Source organism: Thioalkalivibrio sp. ALE22 (genome assembly GCF_000381445.1).
Classification (GTDB): Bacteria; Pseudomonadota; Gammaproteobacteria; order Ectothiorhodospirales; family Ectothiorhodospiraceae; genus Thioalkalivibrio.
This window is the reverse complement of sequence record NZ_KB906502.1, coordinates 108163-124485: the sequence shown is the minus strand read 5'-3', so window position 1 is coordinate 124485 and position 16323 is coordinate 108163. Positions and strand designations below refer to the sequence as shown.

The window sequence follows — 16323 nt, the reverse complement described above, 5'->3', positions numbered from 1 at the left end:
CATGATCGGACCCCGTCTATCCATGGGGTGCGTCCGACCGCAGGAGGAAGATCCGCATGCGCACGCCGCTGGTCGCCGGAAACTGGAAGATGAACGGTTCGCGGGACGCGAACCGCGCGCTCCTGAGCGCCCTGAAGGGCAGCCTGGGCGATATCCGGGGCGTGGACGTGGCGGTGTGTCCGCCCGCGGTCTACCTCGCCGAAATCGCCGACGACCTCTCGGGCGGCCCCATTGCGGTGGGTGCCCAGGATTGCTCGGACCAAGAGAAGGGCGCCTACACCGGCGAACTGGCCGGCGCCATGCTGGCCGAGGTCGGCTGCCGTTACGTGATCGTCGGGCACTCCGAGCGCCGTGAGCGGCAGAACGAGGACAGTGCCTGGGTGGCCGCGAAATTCGTTGCGGCCCAGGCGGCCGGCCTGATTCCGATCCTGTGTGTCGGCGAGCAGAAGGACGACCGCGAGGGTGGCCGTACCGAGAGCGTCGTGGCCGAGCAGCTGGATGCGGTGCTGGGCGCGGCCGGGGTCGAGGCCTTCGCCAGTGCCGTGGTGGCCTACGAGCCGGTCTGGGCGATCGGCACCGGGCTGACCGCCACGCCGGAACAGGCCCAGGAGGTGCATGCCTTCATCCGTAATCGCGTCGCCGGCCGCGACCCGCGCATCGCCGCGGAGCTGCGCATTCTCTACGGCGGCAGCATGAAGGCCGACAATGCATCCGGGCTGCTGGCGCTGGAGGATATCGACGGCGGTCTCATCGGCGGCGCCTCGCTGGATGCCGACGGGTTCACCGCCATCGTCCGTGCCGCGGGCGAGCGAGTCGCAGCATGATTTACGGCCTGCTCCTGGTTGTCCAGGTCGCGGTCTCGATCGGCCTGATCGCGCTGATCCTGATGCAGCACGGCAAAGGGGCCGATGCCGGCGCCGCCTTCGGCAGCGGGGCTTCGGCAACGGTGTTCGGGGCGGCCGGTTCGGCCAACTTTCTGAGCCGTTCGACCGCGTTTCTGGCGGTGGTGTTCTTCCTGAACAGCCTGACACTGGCCTATCTGGCCGCCTCCAGCCCGGAGGCCGAGAGCCTGCTGGACCAGATGGAGGCCATGGAAGAGGAAGGTGACGGTCCGCCGGATCTTCCGCGCGAGGTGGTCCCGGGGCAGGAGCCCGCGGGCGATACCCCGCAATCCGGCCGGCCGGCCGACGTGCCCGACTGATCCCGGGTACCTGTACCAAACGGCAGATGTGGTGGAATTGGTAGACACGCTATCTTGAGGGGGTAGTGGCGCAAGCCGTGTGGGTTCGAGTCCCACCATCTGCACCAAATTCTGGATGGCCCGGGTTGCTCTCTGTTCCTGAGTGCCCGGGCCAAATAACAATAAAATCAGCGTCTTATAAAATTACGAATACTTGACACCGTTTTTGGGCATCACCTAGACTCCGTGCCCGGTGTGCGGTCCTGTCTCGTCTCCACGAGGGCGGTCCGTACCCGCGCTTTCAACCAGCAACGCTGAACGGCTCGCCGGCGCGCCCGATCCACGCGACGCCTCGCGAACCTGCCCGCCAGAGGCGGCGTACGGGAGAGAGAAATGCTGGAAGGTTATCTACCCATCCTGCTGTTCATCGCAGTGGGCATCGTGATCGGGATCGTACCGCTGATCGTCGGTATGGCGGTGGGTCCGCGCAAGCCGGACGCCGCCAAGAACTCGCCCTACGAGTGCGGCTTCGAGGCCTTCGAGGACTCGCGGCTCAAGTTTGATGTGCGCTTCTACCTGGTGGCGATCCTGTTCATCATCTTCGATCTGGAGATCGCCTTCCTGTTCCCGTGGGCAGTGTCGCTAGACACCATTGGCCTGTTCGGGCTTCTTGCGATGGCGCTGTTTCTCGTCATTCTGGTGGTCGGTTTCATTTACGAGTGGAAGAAGGGGGCGCTGGAATGGGAATAGAAGGCGTTCTTGAAAAGGGCTTCGTCACGACCTCGGCGGACAAGCTCATCAACTGGGCCCGTACCGGCTCCCTGTGGCCGATGACCTTCGGCCTGGCGTGCTGCGCGGTGGAGATGATGCACGCCGGCGCGGCGCGCTATGACCTCGACCGCTTCGGGATTATCTTCCGGCCCAGTCCGCGCCAGTCGGACGTGATGATCGTCGCCGGCACCCTGGTCAACAAGATGGCCCCGGCCCTGCGCAAGGTCTACGACCAGATGCCCGAGCCACGCTGGGTGATCTCCATGGGCTCCTGTGCCAACGGGGGCGGGTACTACCACTACTCCTACGCCGTCGTGCGCGGCTGCGACCGCATCGTGCCGGTGGATGTCTACGTGCCGGGTTGCCCGCCGACGGCCGAGGCGCTGCTCTACGGCATCATCCAGCTGCAGAACAAGATCCGGCGCACGAACACCATCGCGCGCTGACGCACCCGGGGTTTCCGATGGCTGAACAAGACAACTGGATCGACGCCCTGCGGGCGGAACTGGGCGATGCCCTGGAAAGCCTGCACGAGGCGAACGACGAGATCACCGTCGATATCACGCCCGGGTCCTGGCGCGAGGCGGGCGAGAAGCTTCGTGATGCGCTGGGTTTCGAGATCCTGATCGACCTGTGCGGGGTGGATTACCTCGAATACGGCCAGGACGAGTGGGGTACCGATTCCGCCACCAATACGGGCTTCTCCCGGGGAGTCGAGGCTGCGACCTCGGGGCGCTTCACCTTCGATGACGCGCCGGAAGATTCCAACTGGGACGGGCCGCGCTTCACCGTGGTGGCCCACCTCCTGTCGGTGGCGCACAACCGCCGCGTCCGCATGCGGGCCTGGCTGGACGATGAGGAATTTCCCGAGATCGAGTCGCTGGTGGAGGTCTGGGCCTCGGCCAACTGGTTCGAGCGCGAGGCCTTCGATCTGTTCGGCATCCTGTTCTCCGGGCACCCGGACCTGCGCCGCATCCTCACCGACTACGGCTTTGTCGGCCACCCGTTCCGCAAGGACTTCCCGCTGATCGGCCACGTCGAGATGCGTTACGACGCCGAACAGGCGCGCGTGGTGTACCAGCCAGTGACCATCGAGCCCCGCGTGCTGGTGCCCAAGGTGATCCGCGACGACCATCGCTACAGCGAGGGCGAGAAGCCGGGCGAAGGAGCCGAGAATGCCTGAGATTCGCAACTTCACCCTGAACTTCGGGCCGCAGCATCCGTCCGCCCACGGCGTGCTGCGTCTGGTGCTGGAGATGGACGGCGAGGTCGTGCAGCGCGCCGACCCGCATATCGGCCTGCTGCACCGCGGCACCGAGAAGCTCGCCGAGAGCAAGCCCTACAACCAGTCCATCGGCTACATGGACCGTCTCGACTACGTGTCGATGATGGCCAACGAGCACGGCTACGTGCTGGCGATGGAGAGGCTGCTGGGCATCGAGGCCCCGCTGCGGGCGCAGTACATCCGGGTAATGTTCGACGAGATCACCCGCATCCTGAATCACCTGATGTGGCTGGGTGCGCATGCGCTGGATATCGGCGCGATGGCGGTGTTCCTGTATGCCTTCCGCGAGCGCGAGGACCTGATGGACTGCTACGAGGCGGTCTCGGGTGCGCGCATGCACGCGACCTATTACCGTCCGGGCGGCGTGGCGCGCGACCTGCCGGGCACGATGCCCAAGTATCAGCCGTCCTCCTGGAAATCCCAGGAAGTGGTGGATGACCTGAATAAAATCCGCCAGGGCTCGCTGCTGGACTTCATCGAGGCCTTCACCGAGCGCTTCCCCGGCTGCGTGGACGAATACGAGACCCTGCTGACTGACAACCGGATCTGGAAGCAGCGCACCGTGGGCATCGGCGTGGTCGATCCCGACCGCGCCAAGCAGCTGGGCTTCACCGGCCCGATGCTGCGCGGCTCCGGCATCGAGTGGGACCTGCGCAAGAAGCAGCCCTACGAGGTCTATGACCGCCTCGATTTCGATATCCCGGTGGGCGTCAACGGCGACTGCTACGACCGCTATCTGGTGCGCATCGAGGAGATGCGCCAGTCCAACCGCATCATCCGTCAGTGCGTGGACTGGCTGCGCCAGAACCCGGGCCCGGTGCTGCTGGAGGATCACAAGATCACCCCGCCGAAGCGCGAGGAGATGAAGGCCGACATGGAGGCCCTGATCCACCACTTCAAGCTGTTCACCGAGGGCATGTGCCTGCCGGAAGGCGAGGCCTACGCCGCGGTGGAGCATCCGAAGGGCGAGTTCGGGGTGTATCTGGTCTCGGATGGTTCCAACAAGCCCTATCGCCTGAAGGTCCGTCCGCCGGGCTTTGTGCACCTGTCCGCGCTGGACGAGATGGCGCGCGGCCACATGCTGGCCGATGTGGTCGCCATTATCGGGACCCAGGACATCGTATTCGGGGAGATCGACCGCTGATGGCTGCCGAACAGAAAACCGTCGCCTTCCACAAGCCCGCCGGCAAGAAGGTGGAGCTCAGCGACCACGAGCGCGAAGAGATCGACGCCTGGCTGGCGCGCTATCCCGAAGACCAGAAGCGCTCTGCGGTGCTGGGCGCCCTGCGCGCGGTGCAGCACGAGGATGGCTATCTCTCCACCGCCAAAATGGACGCCGTCGCCGAGTACCTCGGCCTGCCGGCGATCGCGGTCTACGAGGTGGGCTCGTTCTATTCGATGTACGAGCTGGAGCCGGTCGGCAAGCACACGATCATGGTGTGCAACAACATCTCCTGCATGCTGCGCGGCTCGGAGCAGATCATCGAGCACCTGGAGAACCGTCTCGGCATCAAGCTCGGCGAGAGCACCCCGGACGGCAAGTTCTACCTGAAGATGGAAGAGGAGTGCCTGGCGGCCTGCTGTGGCGCCCCGATGATGCAGGTGGATCACGTCTACTACGAGAATCTCACGCCCGAGAAGGTCGACGAGATCCTCGACGGTCTGGAGAAGTAGCATGGCCAACCAGATCTGCTTTGCGACCCGCTACCTGGACGATCCGGCCTCGCTCGAGACCTACAAGAGCGTCGGCGGCTACCAGGCGCTGGAGAAGGTCTACAAGGGCAAGATGGCCCCCGAGGACGTGATCGAGGAGGTCAAGACCTCCAACCTGCGCGGCCGCGGCGGTGCCGGGTTCCCGACCGGGCTCAAGTGGTCGTTCATGCCGCGCAATACCCCCGGGCAGAAGTACATCGTGTGCAACTCGGACGAATCCGAGCCGGGCACCTGCAAGGATCGCGAGATCCTGATGTACAACCCGCATGCCCTGATCGAGGGGATGGCCATCGCGGGCTACGCGATCGGCGCGACCGTGGGCTACAACTACATGCGCGGCGAGTTCATGGACGAGGTGAACACGCGCTTCACCGCGGCGCTGAAAGAGGCCTACGAGGCCGGCTATCTGGGCAAGGATATCTTCGGGTCCGGGGTCGACTTCGATCTCCACCCGTCGCTGGGCGCGGGCGCCTACATCTGTGGCGAGGAGACGGCCCTGCTGGAGTCGCTGGAGGGCAAGAAGGGCCAGCCGCGCTTCAAGCCGCCGTTCCCGGCCAACTTCGGTCTGTACGGCAAGCCGACCACGATCAACAACACCGAGTCGCTGGCGTCCATCCCGTCCATCATTCGGAATGGTGGCCAGTGGTTCGCGGATCTCGGCGTGCCCAAGTCGGGTGGCGAGAAGCTGTTCTCCGTCTCCGGGCATGTGAACAAGCCGGGCAACTACGAGATCCCGCTGGGCACGCCGTTCAAGGATCTCCTCGAGATGGCCGGCGGGGTGCTGAACGGCCGCAAGCTGAAGGCGGTGATCCCGGGCGGCTCCTCGGTGCCGGTGGTCCCGGGCGACGCGATGCTGCAGGCGAACATGGACTTCGACTCCATCGCCCATGCCGGCTCCATGCTGGGTTCCGGCGCGGTGATCGTGATGGACGAGACCGCCGACATGGTCAAGGCCCTGCAGCGCATCTCGCGTTTCTACTTCTCCGAGTCCTGCGGCCAGTGCACGCCCTGCCGCGAGGGGACCGGCTGGCTCTACCGCATGCTGACCCGCATCGTGGAAGGCCAGGGTCGCCCCGAGGACCTGGAACGCCTGGACGACGTGGCGAGCAAGATCGAGGGGCACACCATCTGCGCCCTGGGCGACGCCGCGGCCATGCCCGTGCGCAGCTTCGTCAAGCACTTCCGCCACGAATTCGAATACTACATCCAGCACGGCCGGAGCCCGGTGGCAGACGCCGCCTGACGCTCTACCGCGCCATCGCATCAGGAATCGAGCATGAGTCAGGATCAGAAACAGGATCTGGTCAGCATCGAGATTGACGGCCGTACGGTGGAGGCGCCCAAGGGCGCCATGCTCATCGACGTCGCCGATGATGCCGATATCCGCATCCCGCGCTTCTGCTATCACAAGAAGCTGTCGGTGGCGGCCAACTGCCGCATGTGCCTGGTGGAGGTGGAGAAGGCGCCGAAGCCGCTGCCGGCCTGTGCGACGCCCGTGATGGACGGGATGAAGGTGTACACCCAGTCCCCGCTGGCGCTGCGCGCGCAGAAGGGGACCATGGAGTTCCTGCTGATCAACCACCCGCTGGACTGCCCGATCTGCGATCAGGGCGGCGAGTGCGAGCTGCAGGACGTGGCCATGGGCTACGGCGAGAGCGTGTCCACCTACACCGAAGCCAAGCGCGTGGTGAAGGACAAGGACATCGGTCCGCTGATCGAGACCGAGATGACCCGCTGCATCCACTGCACCCGTTGTGTGCGCTTCGGCGAGGAGATCGCCGGGGTGCGCGAGCTGGGGGCGACCGGGCGCGGCGAGCACATGCGCATCGGCACCTATGTCGAGAAGACCGTCGCCCACGAGCTGTCGGGCAACGTGATCGACCTGTGCCCGGTGGGCGCGCTGACCGCCAAGCCGTCGCGCTATGGCGCGCGTGCCTGGGAATATGCCCAGGCCGCCACCATTGCCCCGCACGATGCCGTCGGCTCCAACCTGTTTTTGCATACCGATGACGGCCGCGCGATGCGCGTGGTCCCGCGCGAGAACGAGGCCGTCAACGAGACCTGGATCTCCGACCGCGACCGTTTCAGCTACACGGGCCTGTACGCCGAGGATCGCCTGACCCGTCCGCGCATCAAGGTCGATGGCCAGTGGCAGGAGGTCTCCTGGGAGACTGCGCTGAGCTATGCGGTCGAGGGCCTCAAAGAGGTCGCTCCGGAGCGCATCGGCGCCCTGTTGTCGCCATCGCTCTCGCTGGAGGAGCACTATCTCGCGCAGAAGGTGCTGCGCGGCATGGGTGTGACCGATATCGATCACCGCGTGAATCAGCGCGATTTCCGCGACGAGGCCGCAGCGCCGCTGTTCCCCTATCTGGGTGCCGCGATCGGCGATCTGGAAAACGCCGATGGCGTCCTGCTGGTCGGCAGCAACCCGCGTCGCGAGCAGCCGCTGATTGCGCACCGCCTGCGCAAGGCCGCCTCGCGCGGTGCCCAGGTCAGCCTGATCAACGACATGCTGCTGGATCTGACCTATCCGGTGCAGGCCCAGCTGGTCGGTGACGCCCACGACCAGGTGCTGGCGCTGGCCGGGGTCGCCGGACAGATCGCCGCGGCCGGCAAGGCGCTGCCGAAGAAGCTGGAAAAGGTCGTCAAGGCGGCCGAGACCGACGACCCCGCCACGCGCGAGGCCTTCGAACGCGCCGCGCGGGCCCTGCTGGACGCGAAGCAGGGTCACGTCCTGCTCGGGGCTGCCGCGATGCAGGGGCCGGCCTTCTCCACGTTGCGGGCCCTGGCCGGCTGGATCACGAAGCATACCGGGGCGAGCCTGGGCTACCTCCCGCAGGGCGCCAATGCCGGGGGCGCGTGGCTCGCGGGTGTACTGCCGCATCGCGGTCCGGCCGGCCGCGAGCTGGTGACTGCCGGCGCCGATGCCGCCGCGATGCTGGAACAGGGCCGCGACGCCTTCGTGATCGCCGGGCTCGAGCCGGGGCGTGACGGCGCCGACCCGGTCGCCTTCCGCGCGGCCCTGCAACAGGCCGGGCTGGTCGTCGCACTCACCAGTTTCGCGAACGAGGACCTCGAGGCGGTCGCCGATGTTCTGCTGCCGATCGCCACCAGCTTCGAGCACTCCGGAACCTTCGTGAACGCCGAGGGTCGCTGGCAGAGCTTCCGCGCCGCCGCGCGCACGCCGGATGACGCGCGCCCCGGGTGGAAGGTGTGGCGTGTGCTGGGCAACCTGCTGGAGCAGGCCGGCTTCGATTATCTCGACTCGCCTGCGGTGCGGGACGAGCTGAAGGGGCAGCTGGCCGATGCCAGCTTCGACACGGGCGTCAACCTGAACAAGGTGCATGTGGAACTGCCCGAGGCCGGCAGCGGCGAGGGCCTTCTGCGCGTGCAGGCGGCCGCTCTCTACAGCGGCGATCCGCTGCTTCGCCGCGCCGAGCCGTTGCAGACCAGCCCCGAGGGGCAACTGGCGGAGAGCGTGCTGGTGCACCCCGACTCCGCCGGCGGGCATGCCCACGGCAGTCGCGTGCGGCTGCGTCAGGGCAAGGCCGAGACGGAACTGACCCTGCTGCTGGACGATTCGGTACCGCCGGGCCTGGCCGTGACCTTCGCGGGCTCCGCGGCGATGGGGGCCCTCGGCCTGCCGAACACCACGGTCGCGCTGGCGCGGGCCTGAGGGACTTAAGACATGTTCGACTGGATGATGAACCTCTTCTACAGCCTGCCGACCGTGATGCAGATCCTGATCGGCATTCAGCTGATCGTGATCCCGCTGATGCTGGCCGTGGCCTACACCACCTTTGCCGAGCGCAAGGTGATTGGCTACGCCCACGTGCGGGTGGGCCCGAACCGGGTCGGCCCGCGGGGCTGGCTGCAGCCGATCGCGGATGCGCTGAAGCTGCTGACCAAGGAGGTCATCCTCCCGACCAACGCCAACCGCTTTCTGTTCCTGAGCGCGCCGGTACTGACGATCGCCCCGGCCCTGGCCGCCTGGGCGGTGGTGCCGTTCTTCGAGGGCGGGGCGCTGGCGGATGTGAATGCCGGACTCCTGTACCTGCTGGCGCTGACCTCGCTGGGTGTGTACGGCATCATCATCGCCGGCTGGGCCTCGAACTCGAAATACGCGCTGCTGGGTTCGCTGCGTTCGGCCGCGCAGCTGGTGTCCTACGAGATCGCGATGGGCTTTGCCCTGGTCGGGGTGCTGATGGCCGCCGGCACCCTGAACGTGGGCGGGATTATCGAGGCGCAGTCGGGGAGCATGTACCACTGGTTCCTGCTCCCGCTGCTGCCGATGTTCTTCGTGTATTTCATCTCCGGGATCGCGGAGACCAACCGCGCCCCGTTCGACGTCGCGGAAGGCGAGTCCGAGATCGTCGCGGGTTTCCATGTGGAATACTCGGGCATGGCGTTCGCGGTGTTCTTCCTCGCGGAATATGCCAACATGATCCTGATCTCGGCGCTGACCGCGATCCTGTTCCTCGGCGGCTGGCTGTCGCCGTTCCAGGGGATCCTGCCGGCGGCCGCCTTCGATCTGCCGGTGATCGGTTCGTTGCTGGATCACGGGATCCACTGGTTCCTGTTCAAGACCGCGATCTTCCTGTTCGCCTTCCTGTGGTTCCGCGCCACCTTCCCGCGCTATCGCTATGACCAGATCATGCGCCTGGGCTGGAAGGTCCTGATCCCGGTGACCATCGTCTGGTTGTTCGTCGAGGGCGTGCTGGTCGCCTTCAACGTCGGCCCGTGGTTCGCGTGAGGAGTTCGAGATGAAAGCCGTGCGCCGTTTCTTCAAGAGTTTCCTGTTCTTCGAGCTGCTGCTGGGGCTGCGCCTGACCGGGCGCTACCTGCTGAGTCGCAAGTTCACCGTGCAGTACCCGGACGAGAAGACTCCGATGTCGCCGCGATTCCGGGGCCTGCATGCCCTGCGCCGCTACCCCAATGGGGAAGAGCGCTGCATCGCCTGCAAGCTGTGCGAGGCGGTCTGCCCGGCGCTGGCGATCACCATCGACTCCGAGGAGCGCGCCGACGGCACGCGCCGCACCACGCGCTATGACATCGACCTGTTCAAGTGCATCTTCTGCGGCTTCTGCGAGGAGGCCTGCCCGGTGGATTCCATCGTCGAGACGCACATCTTCGAGTACCACTTCGAGAACCGGGGCGAGCAGATCATGACCAAGGACAAGCTCCTGGCCATTGGTGATCGCTTCGAAAAAGAGATCGCGCAGGCGCGCGCGGTCGATGCCCCCTACCGGTAACGCAGGGAACGCCTCATGACCTTCGAGCTCGTCCTTTTCTATCTGTTCGGCGCGATCCTGCTGGGCGGCGCGCTGGCCATGATCAGTGTGCGCAACCCGGTACATGCCGCGCTGTTCCTGGTGCTGTGTTTCGTGGCGGCCGCTGCGCTGTGGTTGCTGGCGGAGGCCGAGTTCCTCGGTATCGTGCTGGTGCTGGTGTACGTCGGCGCGGTGATGGTGCTGTTCCTGTTCGTGGTGATGATGCTGGACATCAACCTGGCCAAGCTGCGCGAGGGCTTCACCGAGTACCTGCCGGTGGGCATCGTGGTCGCGCTGGCCATGGCCACCGTGCTGGTGCTGGTGATTACCCGCTACATCACCATGGACGTCCCGGAACGCGCCGGGCCCGAGTACGCCAATACCGAGGCCCTGGGCGCGATCCTGTACACCGAATACGTGTATCCGTTCGAGATTGCCGCGGTGATCCTGCTGGTCGCGATCATCGCCGCGATCTCGCTGACCATGCGCAAGCGCCCGGACAACAAGTCCATCGATCCGGGCAAGCAGATGGCCGTCTCCCGCGAGGGTCGCGTGCGCATGGTCACCATGGCGTCGGAGAAGAAGAAGGCCCCGCGCCGGGGTGGGCAGGGGTCCGGGGCCGACGCGCCGGGCGGCAAGGACGAATCCAAGTAGGCAAACCGAGTGCAATCCCAATCGGGGATCCCGGCCGCGCGCGGCGGGACCCGGACACCGGGGGCGGACGCCGCCCCCGAAAGAACTCAGGGCTAGAACATGATTACGCTAGAGCACTACCTGGTGCTGGCCGCGCTTTTGTTTTCCATCAGCGTGGCCGGGATCTTCCTGAATCGGAAAAACGTGATCGTGCTGTTGATGTGCATCGAGCTGATGATGCTCGCGGTCAACATCAACTTCATTGCCTTCTCGTTCTTCCTGCAGGACCTCGCGGGCCAGGTGTTCGTGTTCTTCATCCTGACCGTCGCCGCGGCCGAGGCGGCCATCGGCCTCGCCATCCTGGTGTTGCTGTTCCGTAACCGCGGAACCATCAACGTCCAGGACATGGACGCAATGAAGGGATAACGGGCCATGGATACGATCTATCTGCTTATCGTTCTGGCGCCGCTGTTCGGCGCGATCGCCGCCGGACTTTTCGGCCGCCAGATCGGGCGTACCGGCGCGCACAGCGTCACCATCCTGGGGGTGGCGATCTCGTTCATCCTGTCCGTGGTGGTGTTCTGGGCCCACGTGTTCGGGGATGCCGGGGTCTACAACGAGACCGTCTACACCTGGATGGTCTCCGACGGCATCCAGTTCGAGGTCGGGTTCCTGGTCGACAACCTGACCGCGATGATGATGCTGGTGGTCACCTTCGTGTCGCTGATGGTGCACATCTACACCATCGGCTACATGCAGGACGATCCGGGTTACCAGCGCTTCTTCGCCTACATCTCGCTGTTCACCTTCTCCATGCTGATGCTGGTGATGGCGAACAACTTCATGCAGCTGTTCTTCGGCTGGGAGGCCGTGGGTCTGGTCTCCTACCTGCTGATCGGCTTCTGGTACAAGCGTCCGACCGCGATCTACGCCAACATGAAGGCGTTCATCGTGAACCGGGTGGGGGACTTCGGGTTCCTGATCGGGATCGCCGCGCTGGTGTTCTACGCCGGCAGCCTGAACTACACCGAGGTGTTTGCCGAAGCCGAGTCGATGCGGGATGCGACCATCACCATCTGGCCGGGCTGGACCTTCGGCCTGCTGGATCTGGCGCTGATCTTCCTGTTCATCGGTGCGATGGGCAAATCCGCCCAGGTGCCGCTGCACGTCTGGCTACCGGACTCCATGGAGGGTCCGACCCCGATCTCCGCGCTGATCCACGCGGCGACCATGGTGACCGCGGGCATCTTCATGGTGGCGCGCATGTCGCCGCTGTACGAGTTCTCCGTCCCGGCGCTGTCGTTCATCCTGATCATCGGGGCGATCACCGCGTTCTTCATGGGCCTGATCGGGCTTGTCCAGAACGACATCAAGCGGGTGGTGGCGTATTCGACGCTGTCGCAGCTGGGCTACATGACCGTGGCGCTGGGCGCCTCGGCCTACGCCGCCGGGTTGTTCCACCTGATGACGCACGCCTTCTTCAAGGCGCTGCTGTTCCTGGCCGCGGGCTCGGTGATCATCGCGATGCACCACCTGCAGGACATGCGCGCGATGGGCGGCCTGCGCCGCCACATGCCGATCACCTATGTGACCGCCCTGATCGGCTCGCTGGCGCTGATCGGGTTCCCGTTCTTCTCCGGGTTCTTCTCCAAGGACGCGATCATCGAGGCGGTCGGCTACTCGCAGATCCCGGGGGCGACGTTTGCCTACTGGCTGGTGCTGGCCGGGGTGTTCGTGACCGCGCTGTACACCTTCCGCATGTTCTTCATGGTGTTCCATGGCGAAGAGCGCTATGACCAGGCGCACAAGTACATGCCTGACCATGGCGATGACCACGACGACGAGCATGCCGACGATCATCACCACGGCCCGCTGCAGCCGAAGGAATCGCCGTGGGTAGTGACTGTTCCGCTGGTGCTGCTGGCGATCCCGTCGGTGGTGGCCGGCTACTTCATCGGCCCGATGCTGTTCGGCGACTTCTTCGCCGACAGCCTGTTCGTGCTGCCGGAGCAGGACGTGCTGGCGACCAAGGGCGAGACCTACACCGGGGTGATCGGCTTCGTCCTGCACGGCCTGATGCTGCCCGCGTTCTGGCTGGCCATGGCCGGCCTGGGTACGGCCTGGTACCTGTACATGAAGCGGCCCGAACTGCCGGGCGTGATCGCCGAACGGCTGAAGCTGGGCGTGCGCATCCTCGAGGACAAGTATGGCTTCGACCGCTTCAACGACTGGTTCTTCGCCGGCGGGACGGTGCGACTGGGCCGTGCGCTGTGGCGCTACGGTGACGCGCTGATCATCGACGGGCTGCTGGTCAACGGGACTGCGCGCTCGGTCGGCTGGATCGCCGCGCGCATTCGCCACATGCAGTCCGGCTTCCTCTACCACTATGCGTTCGTGATGATCATCGGCCTGCTGGTCCTGATGTTCGCCTACGTGATCTGAGCGGCTTCGACACCCATGCGCTCGAAGTCCATCGCTGTTTCAAGGAACGACCATGTTTGCTGACTGGCCTATCTTGAGTCTGTTGATCTGGCTGCCGATTCTCGGCGGCTTCCTGGTGCTTGCCGCCGGGCGCGACGCGCCCCATGTCGCGCGGCGGCTCGGGCTCGCGGTGGCCGTGGCGACCTTTGTGGCCAGTCTGCCGCTGTGGTTCGCGTTCGAGCGTGGCACCGCGGAGATGCAGTTCCAGGAGCTGGCCTCGTGGATTCCCGCGTTCAACGTGAACTACCACCTGGGCGTGGACGGGATCTCCATGCCGCTGATCCTGCTGACCACGCTGATCACCGTGGTGGTCGTGGTGGCGGCCTGGGAATCGGTGAAGGACCGCATCGCCTACTACATGGCCGCGATGCTGGTGATGGAAGGCCTGATGATCGGCATGTTCGCGGCGATGGACGCGGTGCTGTTCTACGTGTTCTTCGAGGCGATGCTGATCCCGATGTTCCTGGTGATCGGGATCTGGGGCGGGCCGCGGCGCGTCTATGCGACGCTGAAGTTCTTCCTCTACACCTTCCTCGGCTCGGTGTTCATGCTGGTCGCGCTGATCTGGATGTACATCCAGTCCGGCAGCTTCCTGATCCAGGACTTCCATGCCCTGCAGATTGGCATGACCGCGCAGATCCTGATCTTCCTCGCGTTCTTCATGGCGTTCGCGGTGAAGATCCCGATGTTCCCGGTACATACCTGGCTGCCGGATGCGCACGTGGAGGCGCCCACCGGCGGCTCGGTGATCCTGGCCGCGATCATGCTGAAGATCGGGGGCTACGGCTTCCTGCGCTTCTCGCTGCCGATTACCCCGGATGCCAGCGCGGTGCTGGATACGCTGATGATCGTGCTGTCGCTGATCGCGATCGTGTACATCGGCGTGGTGGCGCTGATCCAGAGCGACATGAAGAAGCTGATCGCCTATTCGTCGATCGCGCACATGGGTTTTGTGACCCTGGGCTTCTTCCTCGCCTTCTACATCTACTCCAACACCGGTGACTGGGAGGGGGCCTCGCTGGGTATTGCCGGCGGCATGGTGCAGATGATCTCGCACGGCTTCATCTCGGCGGCGATGTTCCTCGCGGTGGGCGTGCTGTACGACCGCCTGCACAGCCGGCAGATCGCCGACTACGGTGGCGTGGTGAACACCATGCCGTGGTTCGCCGCGTTCTTCGTGCTGTTCGCGATGGCCAACACCGGGTTGCCGGGCACCTCGGGCTTCGTCGGGGAGTTCATGGTCATCCTGGCCGCGTTCAAGGCGGACTTCTGGATCGCCTTCCTCGCCGCGACCACGCTGATCCTGGCCGCGGGCTACACCCTGTGGCTGGTCAAGCGCGTGATCTTCGGCGCGGTGGCCAATGACAACGTGGCCGGCCTGTCCGACATGAACCGCCGCGAGTTCTTCCTGATGGGCGTGCTGGCCTTCTTCACCCTGCTGCTGGGTGTGTGGCCGGCGCCGCTGCTGGATGTGATGAACGCGACCATCGACCACCTCGTGGCGCATATCGCGCAGTCGAAGCTCTGAAGGGACGCCTGACATGAATTTCGAGATCCCCAATTTCCTCCCCGCCGTGCCCGAGATGTTCGTGCTCGGGATGGCGTGCCTGATCCTGGTGATCGACGCGTTCCTGCCGGATTCGCGGCGCGATGTCACCTACGGCCTGGTGCAGGCGACGCTGGTCGCGGCGGCCGGCCTGACGCTGTGGCTGATGGGGCCGGAGACGGTCCTGACCTTCTCGGATACCTTCGTGAAGGACCCGATGGCCGACATCCTGAAGGTCGCGGTGTACGTGACCAGCTTCCTAGTGTTCCTGTATGCCCGTCCATACCTGATGGAGCGCGGTATCCACAAGGGCGAGTTCTACGTGCTGGGCCTGTTTGCGGTGCTCGGCATGATGATCATGATCTCCGGGCACAACCTGCTGACCCTGTACCTGGGCCTGGAGCTGCTGTCGCTGTCGTCCTACGCGCTGGTCGCCTTCTGGCGCGACAACAGCCGGGCGACCGAGGCGGCGATGAAGTACTTCGTGCTGGGCGCGCTGGCCTCCGGCCTGCTGCTGTACGGCATGTCGATGATCTATGGCATGACCGGCTCGCTGGATATCGCCGTGATCGCCGCCGAGCTGGTGGCCGCGGACGACAGCCTGAACATCCCGCTGGTGTTCGGCCTGGTGTTCCTGGTGGTGGCCGTCGCCTTCAAGCTGGGGGCGGTGCCGTTCCATATGTGGGTGCCGGATGTCTACGACGGCGCCCCGACGGCGGTGACGCTGTTCATTGCCACCGCGCCGAAGATCGCCGCGTTCGCCTTCCTGATGCGCCTGCTGGTGGAGGGCATGGGCCCGATGCACGCGGACTGGCAGGGGATGCTGATCATCCTGGCCGTGCTGTCGCTGGCGGTGGGCAACGTGATTGCGATCGCGCAGACCAGTATCAAGCGCATGCTCGCCTACTCGACCATTGCCCATATCGGTTTCCTGTTCATGGGCATCCTGGCGGGGACCGACAGCGGCTACGCCTCGGCGATGTTCTACGTGATCGTCTACGCGATCACCGCGGCCGGTGGCTTCGGCATGATCGTGTTCCTGTCGCGCAAGGGGTATGAAGCCGACCAGATCGACGACTTCAAGGGCCTGGCCAAGCGTAACCCCTGGTTCGCCTTCATCATGCTGTTGCTGCTGTTCTCGATGGCCGGCGTGCCGCCGACCGTCGGGTTCTACGCCAAGCTGGCGGTGATCCAGGCGGCCGTGGGCGCGGACCTGGTGTGGCTGGCGATTGTTGCGGTGATCTTCTCCATCATCGGCGCCTTCTACTACCTGCGCGTGGTCAAGATGATGTTCTTCGACGACCCGCAGGAGGGCGCAGAGGAGCCGGTGCAGCCGTCCGGCGCGCTGGCCACCGCGCTCAGCATCAACGGGCTGGCGGTACTGCTGCTGGGAATTTTCCCGGGGCTTCTGCTGTCTCTCACCCACTACGCAATCATTGGGTAA

Annotated in this window: 16 protein-coding genes and 1 tRNA gene; all 17 read left to right on the top strand. The window is 65.2% G+C overall.

What is annotated here, in order from left to right:
• The first annotated feature begins 56 nt into the window (after positions 1-56).
• Positions 57-824 (top strand): triose-phosphate isomerase, encoded by a 768-nt coding sequence (gene tpiA, locus F793_RS0105400; protein WP_018867789.1) that lies wholly within the window; start codon positions 57-59, stop codon positions 822-824.
• Positions 821-1201: a preprotein translocase subunit SecG gene (gene secG / locus F793_RS0105395; protein ID WP_018867790.1), complete on the top strand. Its 381-nt coding sequence runs from the start codon at positions 821-823 to the stop codon at positions 1199-1201. The genes tpiA and secG overlap by 4 nt, the downstream gene beginning before the upstream one ends.
• A gap of 22 nt (positions 1202-1223) precedes the next feature.
• Positions 1224-1308: transfer RNA gene (locus tag F793_RS0105390), tRNA-Leu, on the top strand.
• 265 nt (positions 1309-1573) lie between these two features.
• On the top strand, positions 1574-1930 hold the full coding sequence (locus F793_RS0105385) for an NADH-quinone oxidoreductase subunit A (protein WP_017941353.1): 357 nt from the start codon (positions 1574-1576) through the stop codon (positions 1928-1930).
• The gene (locus F793_RS0105380; RefSeq protein WP_012982122.1) at positions 1921-2397 is read left to right on the top strand and encodes an NADH-quinone oxidoreductase subunit B family protein; all 477 of its coding nucleotides are present in this window, start codon (positions 1921-1923) and stop codon (positions 2395-2397) included. The genes F793_RS0105385 and F793_RS0105380 overlap by 10 nt, the downstream gene beginning before the upstream one ends.
• Before the next feature lie 17 nt (positions 2398-2414).
• Positions 2415-3134 (top strand): NADH-quinone oxidoreductase subunit C, encoded by a 720-nt coding sequence (locus F793_RS0105375; protein ID WP_018867791.1) that lies wholly within the window; start codon positions 2415-2417, stop codon positions 3132-3134.
• Complete coding sequence (locus F793_RS0105370; RefSeq protein WP_018881795.1) at positions 3127-4380, top strand: NADH-quinone oxidoreductase subunit D; 1254 nt, start codon at positions 3127-3129, stop codon at positions 4378-4380. Before F793_RS0105375 ends, F793_RS0105370 begins: the two co-directional genes overlap by 8 nt.
• Positions 4380-4910 carry an NAD(P)H-dependent oxidoreductase subunit E gene (nuoE, locus tag F793_RS0105365; RefSeq protein ID WP_012982125.1) on the top strand — a complete coding sequence of 177 codons (531 nt, stop codon included), beginning with the start codon at positions 4380-4382 and terminating at the stop codon, positions 4908-4910. Before F793_RS0105370 ends, nuoE begins: the two co-directional genes overlap by 1 nt.
• Before the next feature lies 1 nt (position 4911).
• The gene (gene nuoF, locus F793_RS0105360) at positions 4912-6192 is read left to right on the top strand and encodes an NADH-quinone oxidoreductase subunit NuoF (protein ID WP_018875889.1); all 1281 of its coding nucleotides are present in this window, start codon (positions 4912-4914) and stop codon (positions 6190-6192) included.
• A gap of 33 nt (positions 6193-6225) precedes the next feature.
• Positions 6226-8625 (top strand): NADH-quinone oxidoreductase subunit NuoG, encoded by a 2400-nt coding sequence (gene nuoG / locus F793_RS0105355; RefSeq protein WP_018881794.1) that lies wholly within the window; start codon positions 6226-6228, stop codon positions 8623-8625.
• Between the two features lie 12 nt (positions 8626-8637).
• Positions 8638-9702 carry an NADH-quinone oxidoreductase subunit NuoH gene (gene nuoH, locus F793_RS0105350; RefSeq protein WP_018867795.1) on the top strand — a complete coding sequence of 355 codons (1065 nt, stop codon included), beginning with the start codon at positions 8638-8640 and terminating at the stop codon, positions 9700-9702.
• Between the two features lie 10 nt (positions 9703-9712).
• Positions 9713-10201 carry an NADH-quinone oxidoreductase subunit NuoI gene (gene nuoI, locus F793_RS0105345; protein WP_018141815.1) on the top strand — a complete coding sequence of 163 codons (489 nt, stop codon included), beginning with the start codon at positions 9713-9715 and terminating at the stop codon, positions 10199-10201.
• A gap of 15 nt (positions 10202-10216) precedes the next feature.
• Entirely contained in the window at positions 10217-10873 is a 657-nt protein-coding gene (locus tag F793_RS0105340; protein WP_018867796.1) for an NADH-quinone oxidoreductase subunit J, read from the top strand.
• A gap of 99 nt (positions 10874-10972) precedes the next feature.
• Positions 10973-11278 carry an NADH-quinone oxidoreductase subunit NuoK gene (gene nuoK, locus F793_RS0105335; RefSeq protein WP_018141813.1) on the top strand — a complete coding sequence of 102 codons (306 nt, stop codon included), beginning with the start codon at positions 10973-10975 and terminating at the stop codon, positions 11276-11278.
• A gap of 6 nt (positions 11279-11284) precedes the next feature.
• Complete coding sequence (gene nuoL / locus F793_RS0105330; protein WP_018881793.1) at positions 11285-13294, top strand: NADH-quinone oxidoreductase subunit L; 2010 nt, start codon at positions 11285-11287, stop codon at positions 13292-13294.
• Positions 13295-13346: 52 nt separating this feature from the next.
• Positions 13347-14861, top strand: coding sequence for an NADH-quinone oxidoreductase subunit M (locus F793_RS0105325; RefSeq protein WP_018867798.1), 1515 nt, complete (start codon positions 13347-13349; stop codon positions 14859-14861).
• A 13-nt stretch (positions 14862-14874) separates the two neighbouring features.
• Positions 14875-16323, top strand: coding sequence for an NADH-quinone oxidoreductase subunit NuoN (gene nuoN / locus F793_RS0105320; protein ID WP_018881792.1), 1449 nt, complete (start codon positions 14875-14877; stop codon positions 16321-16323).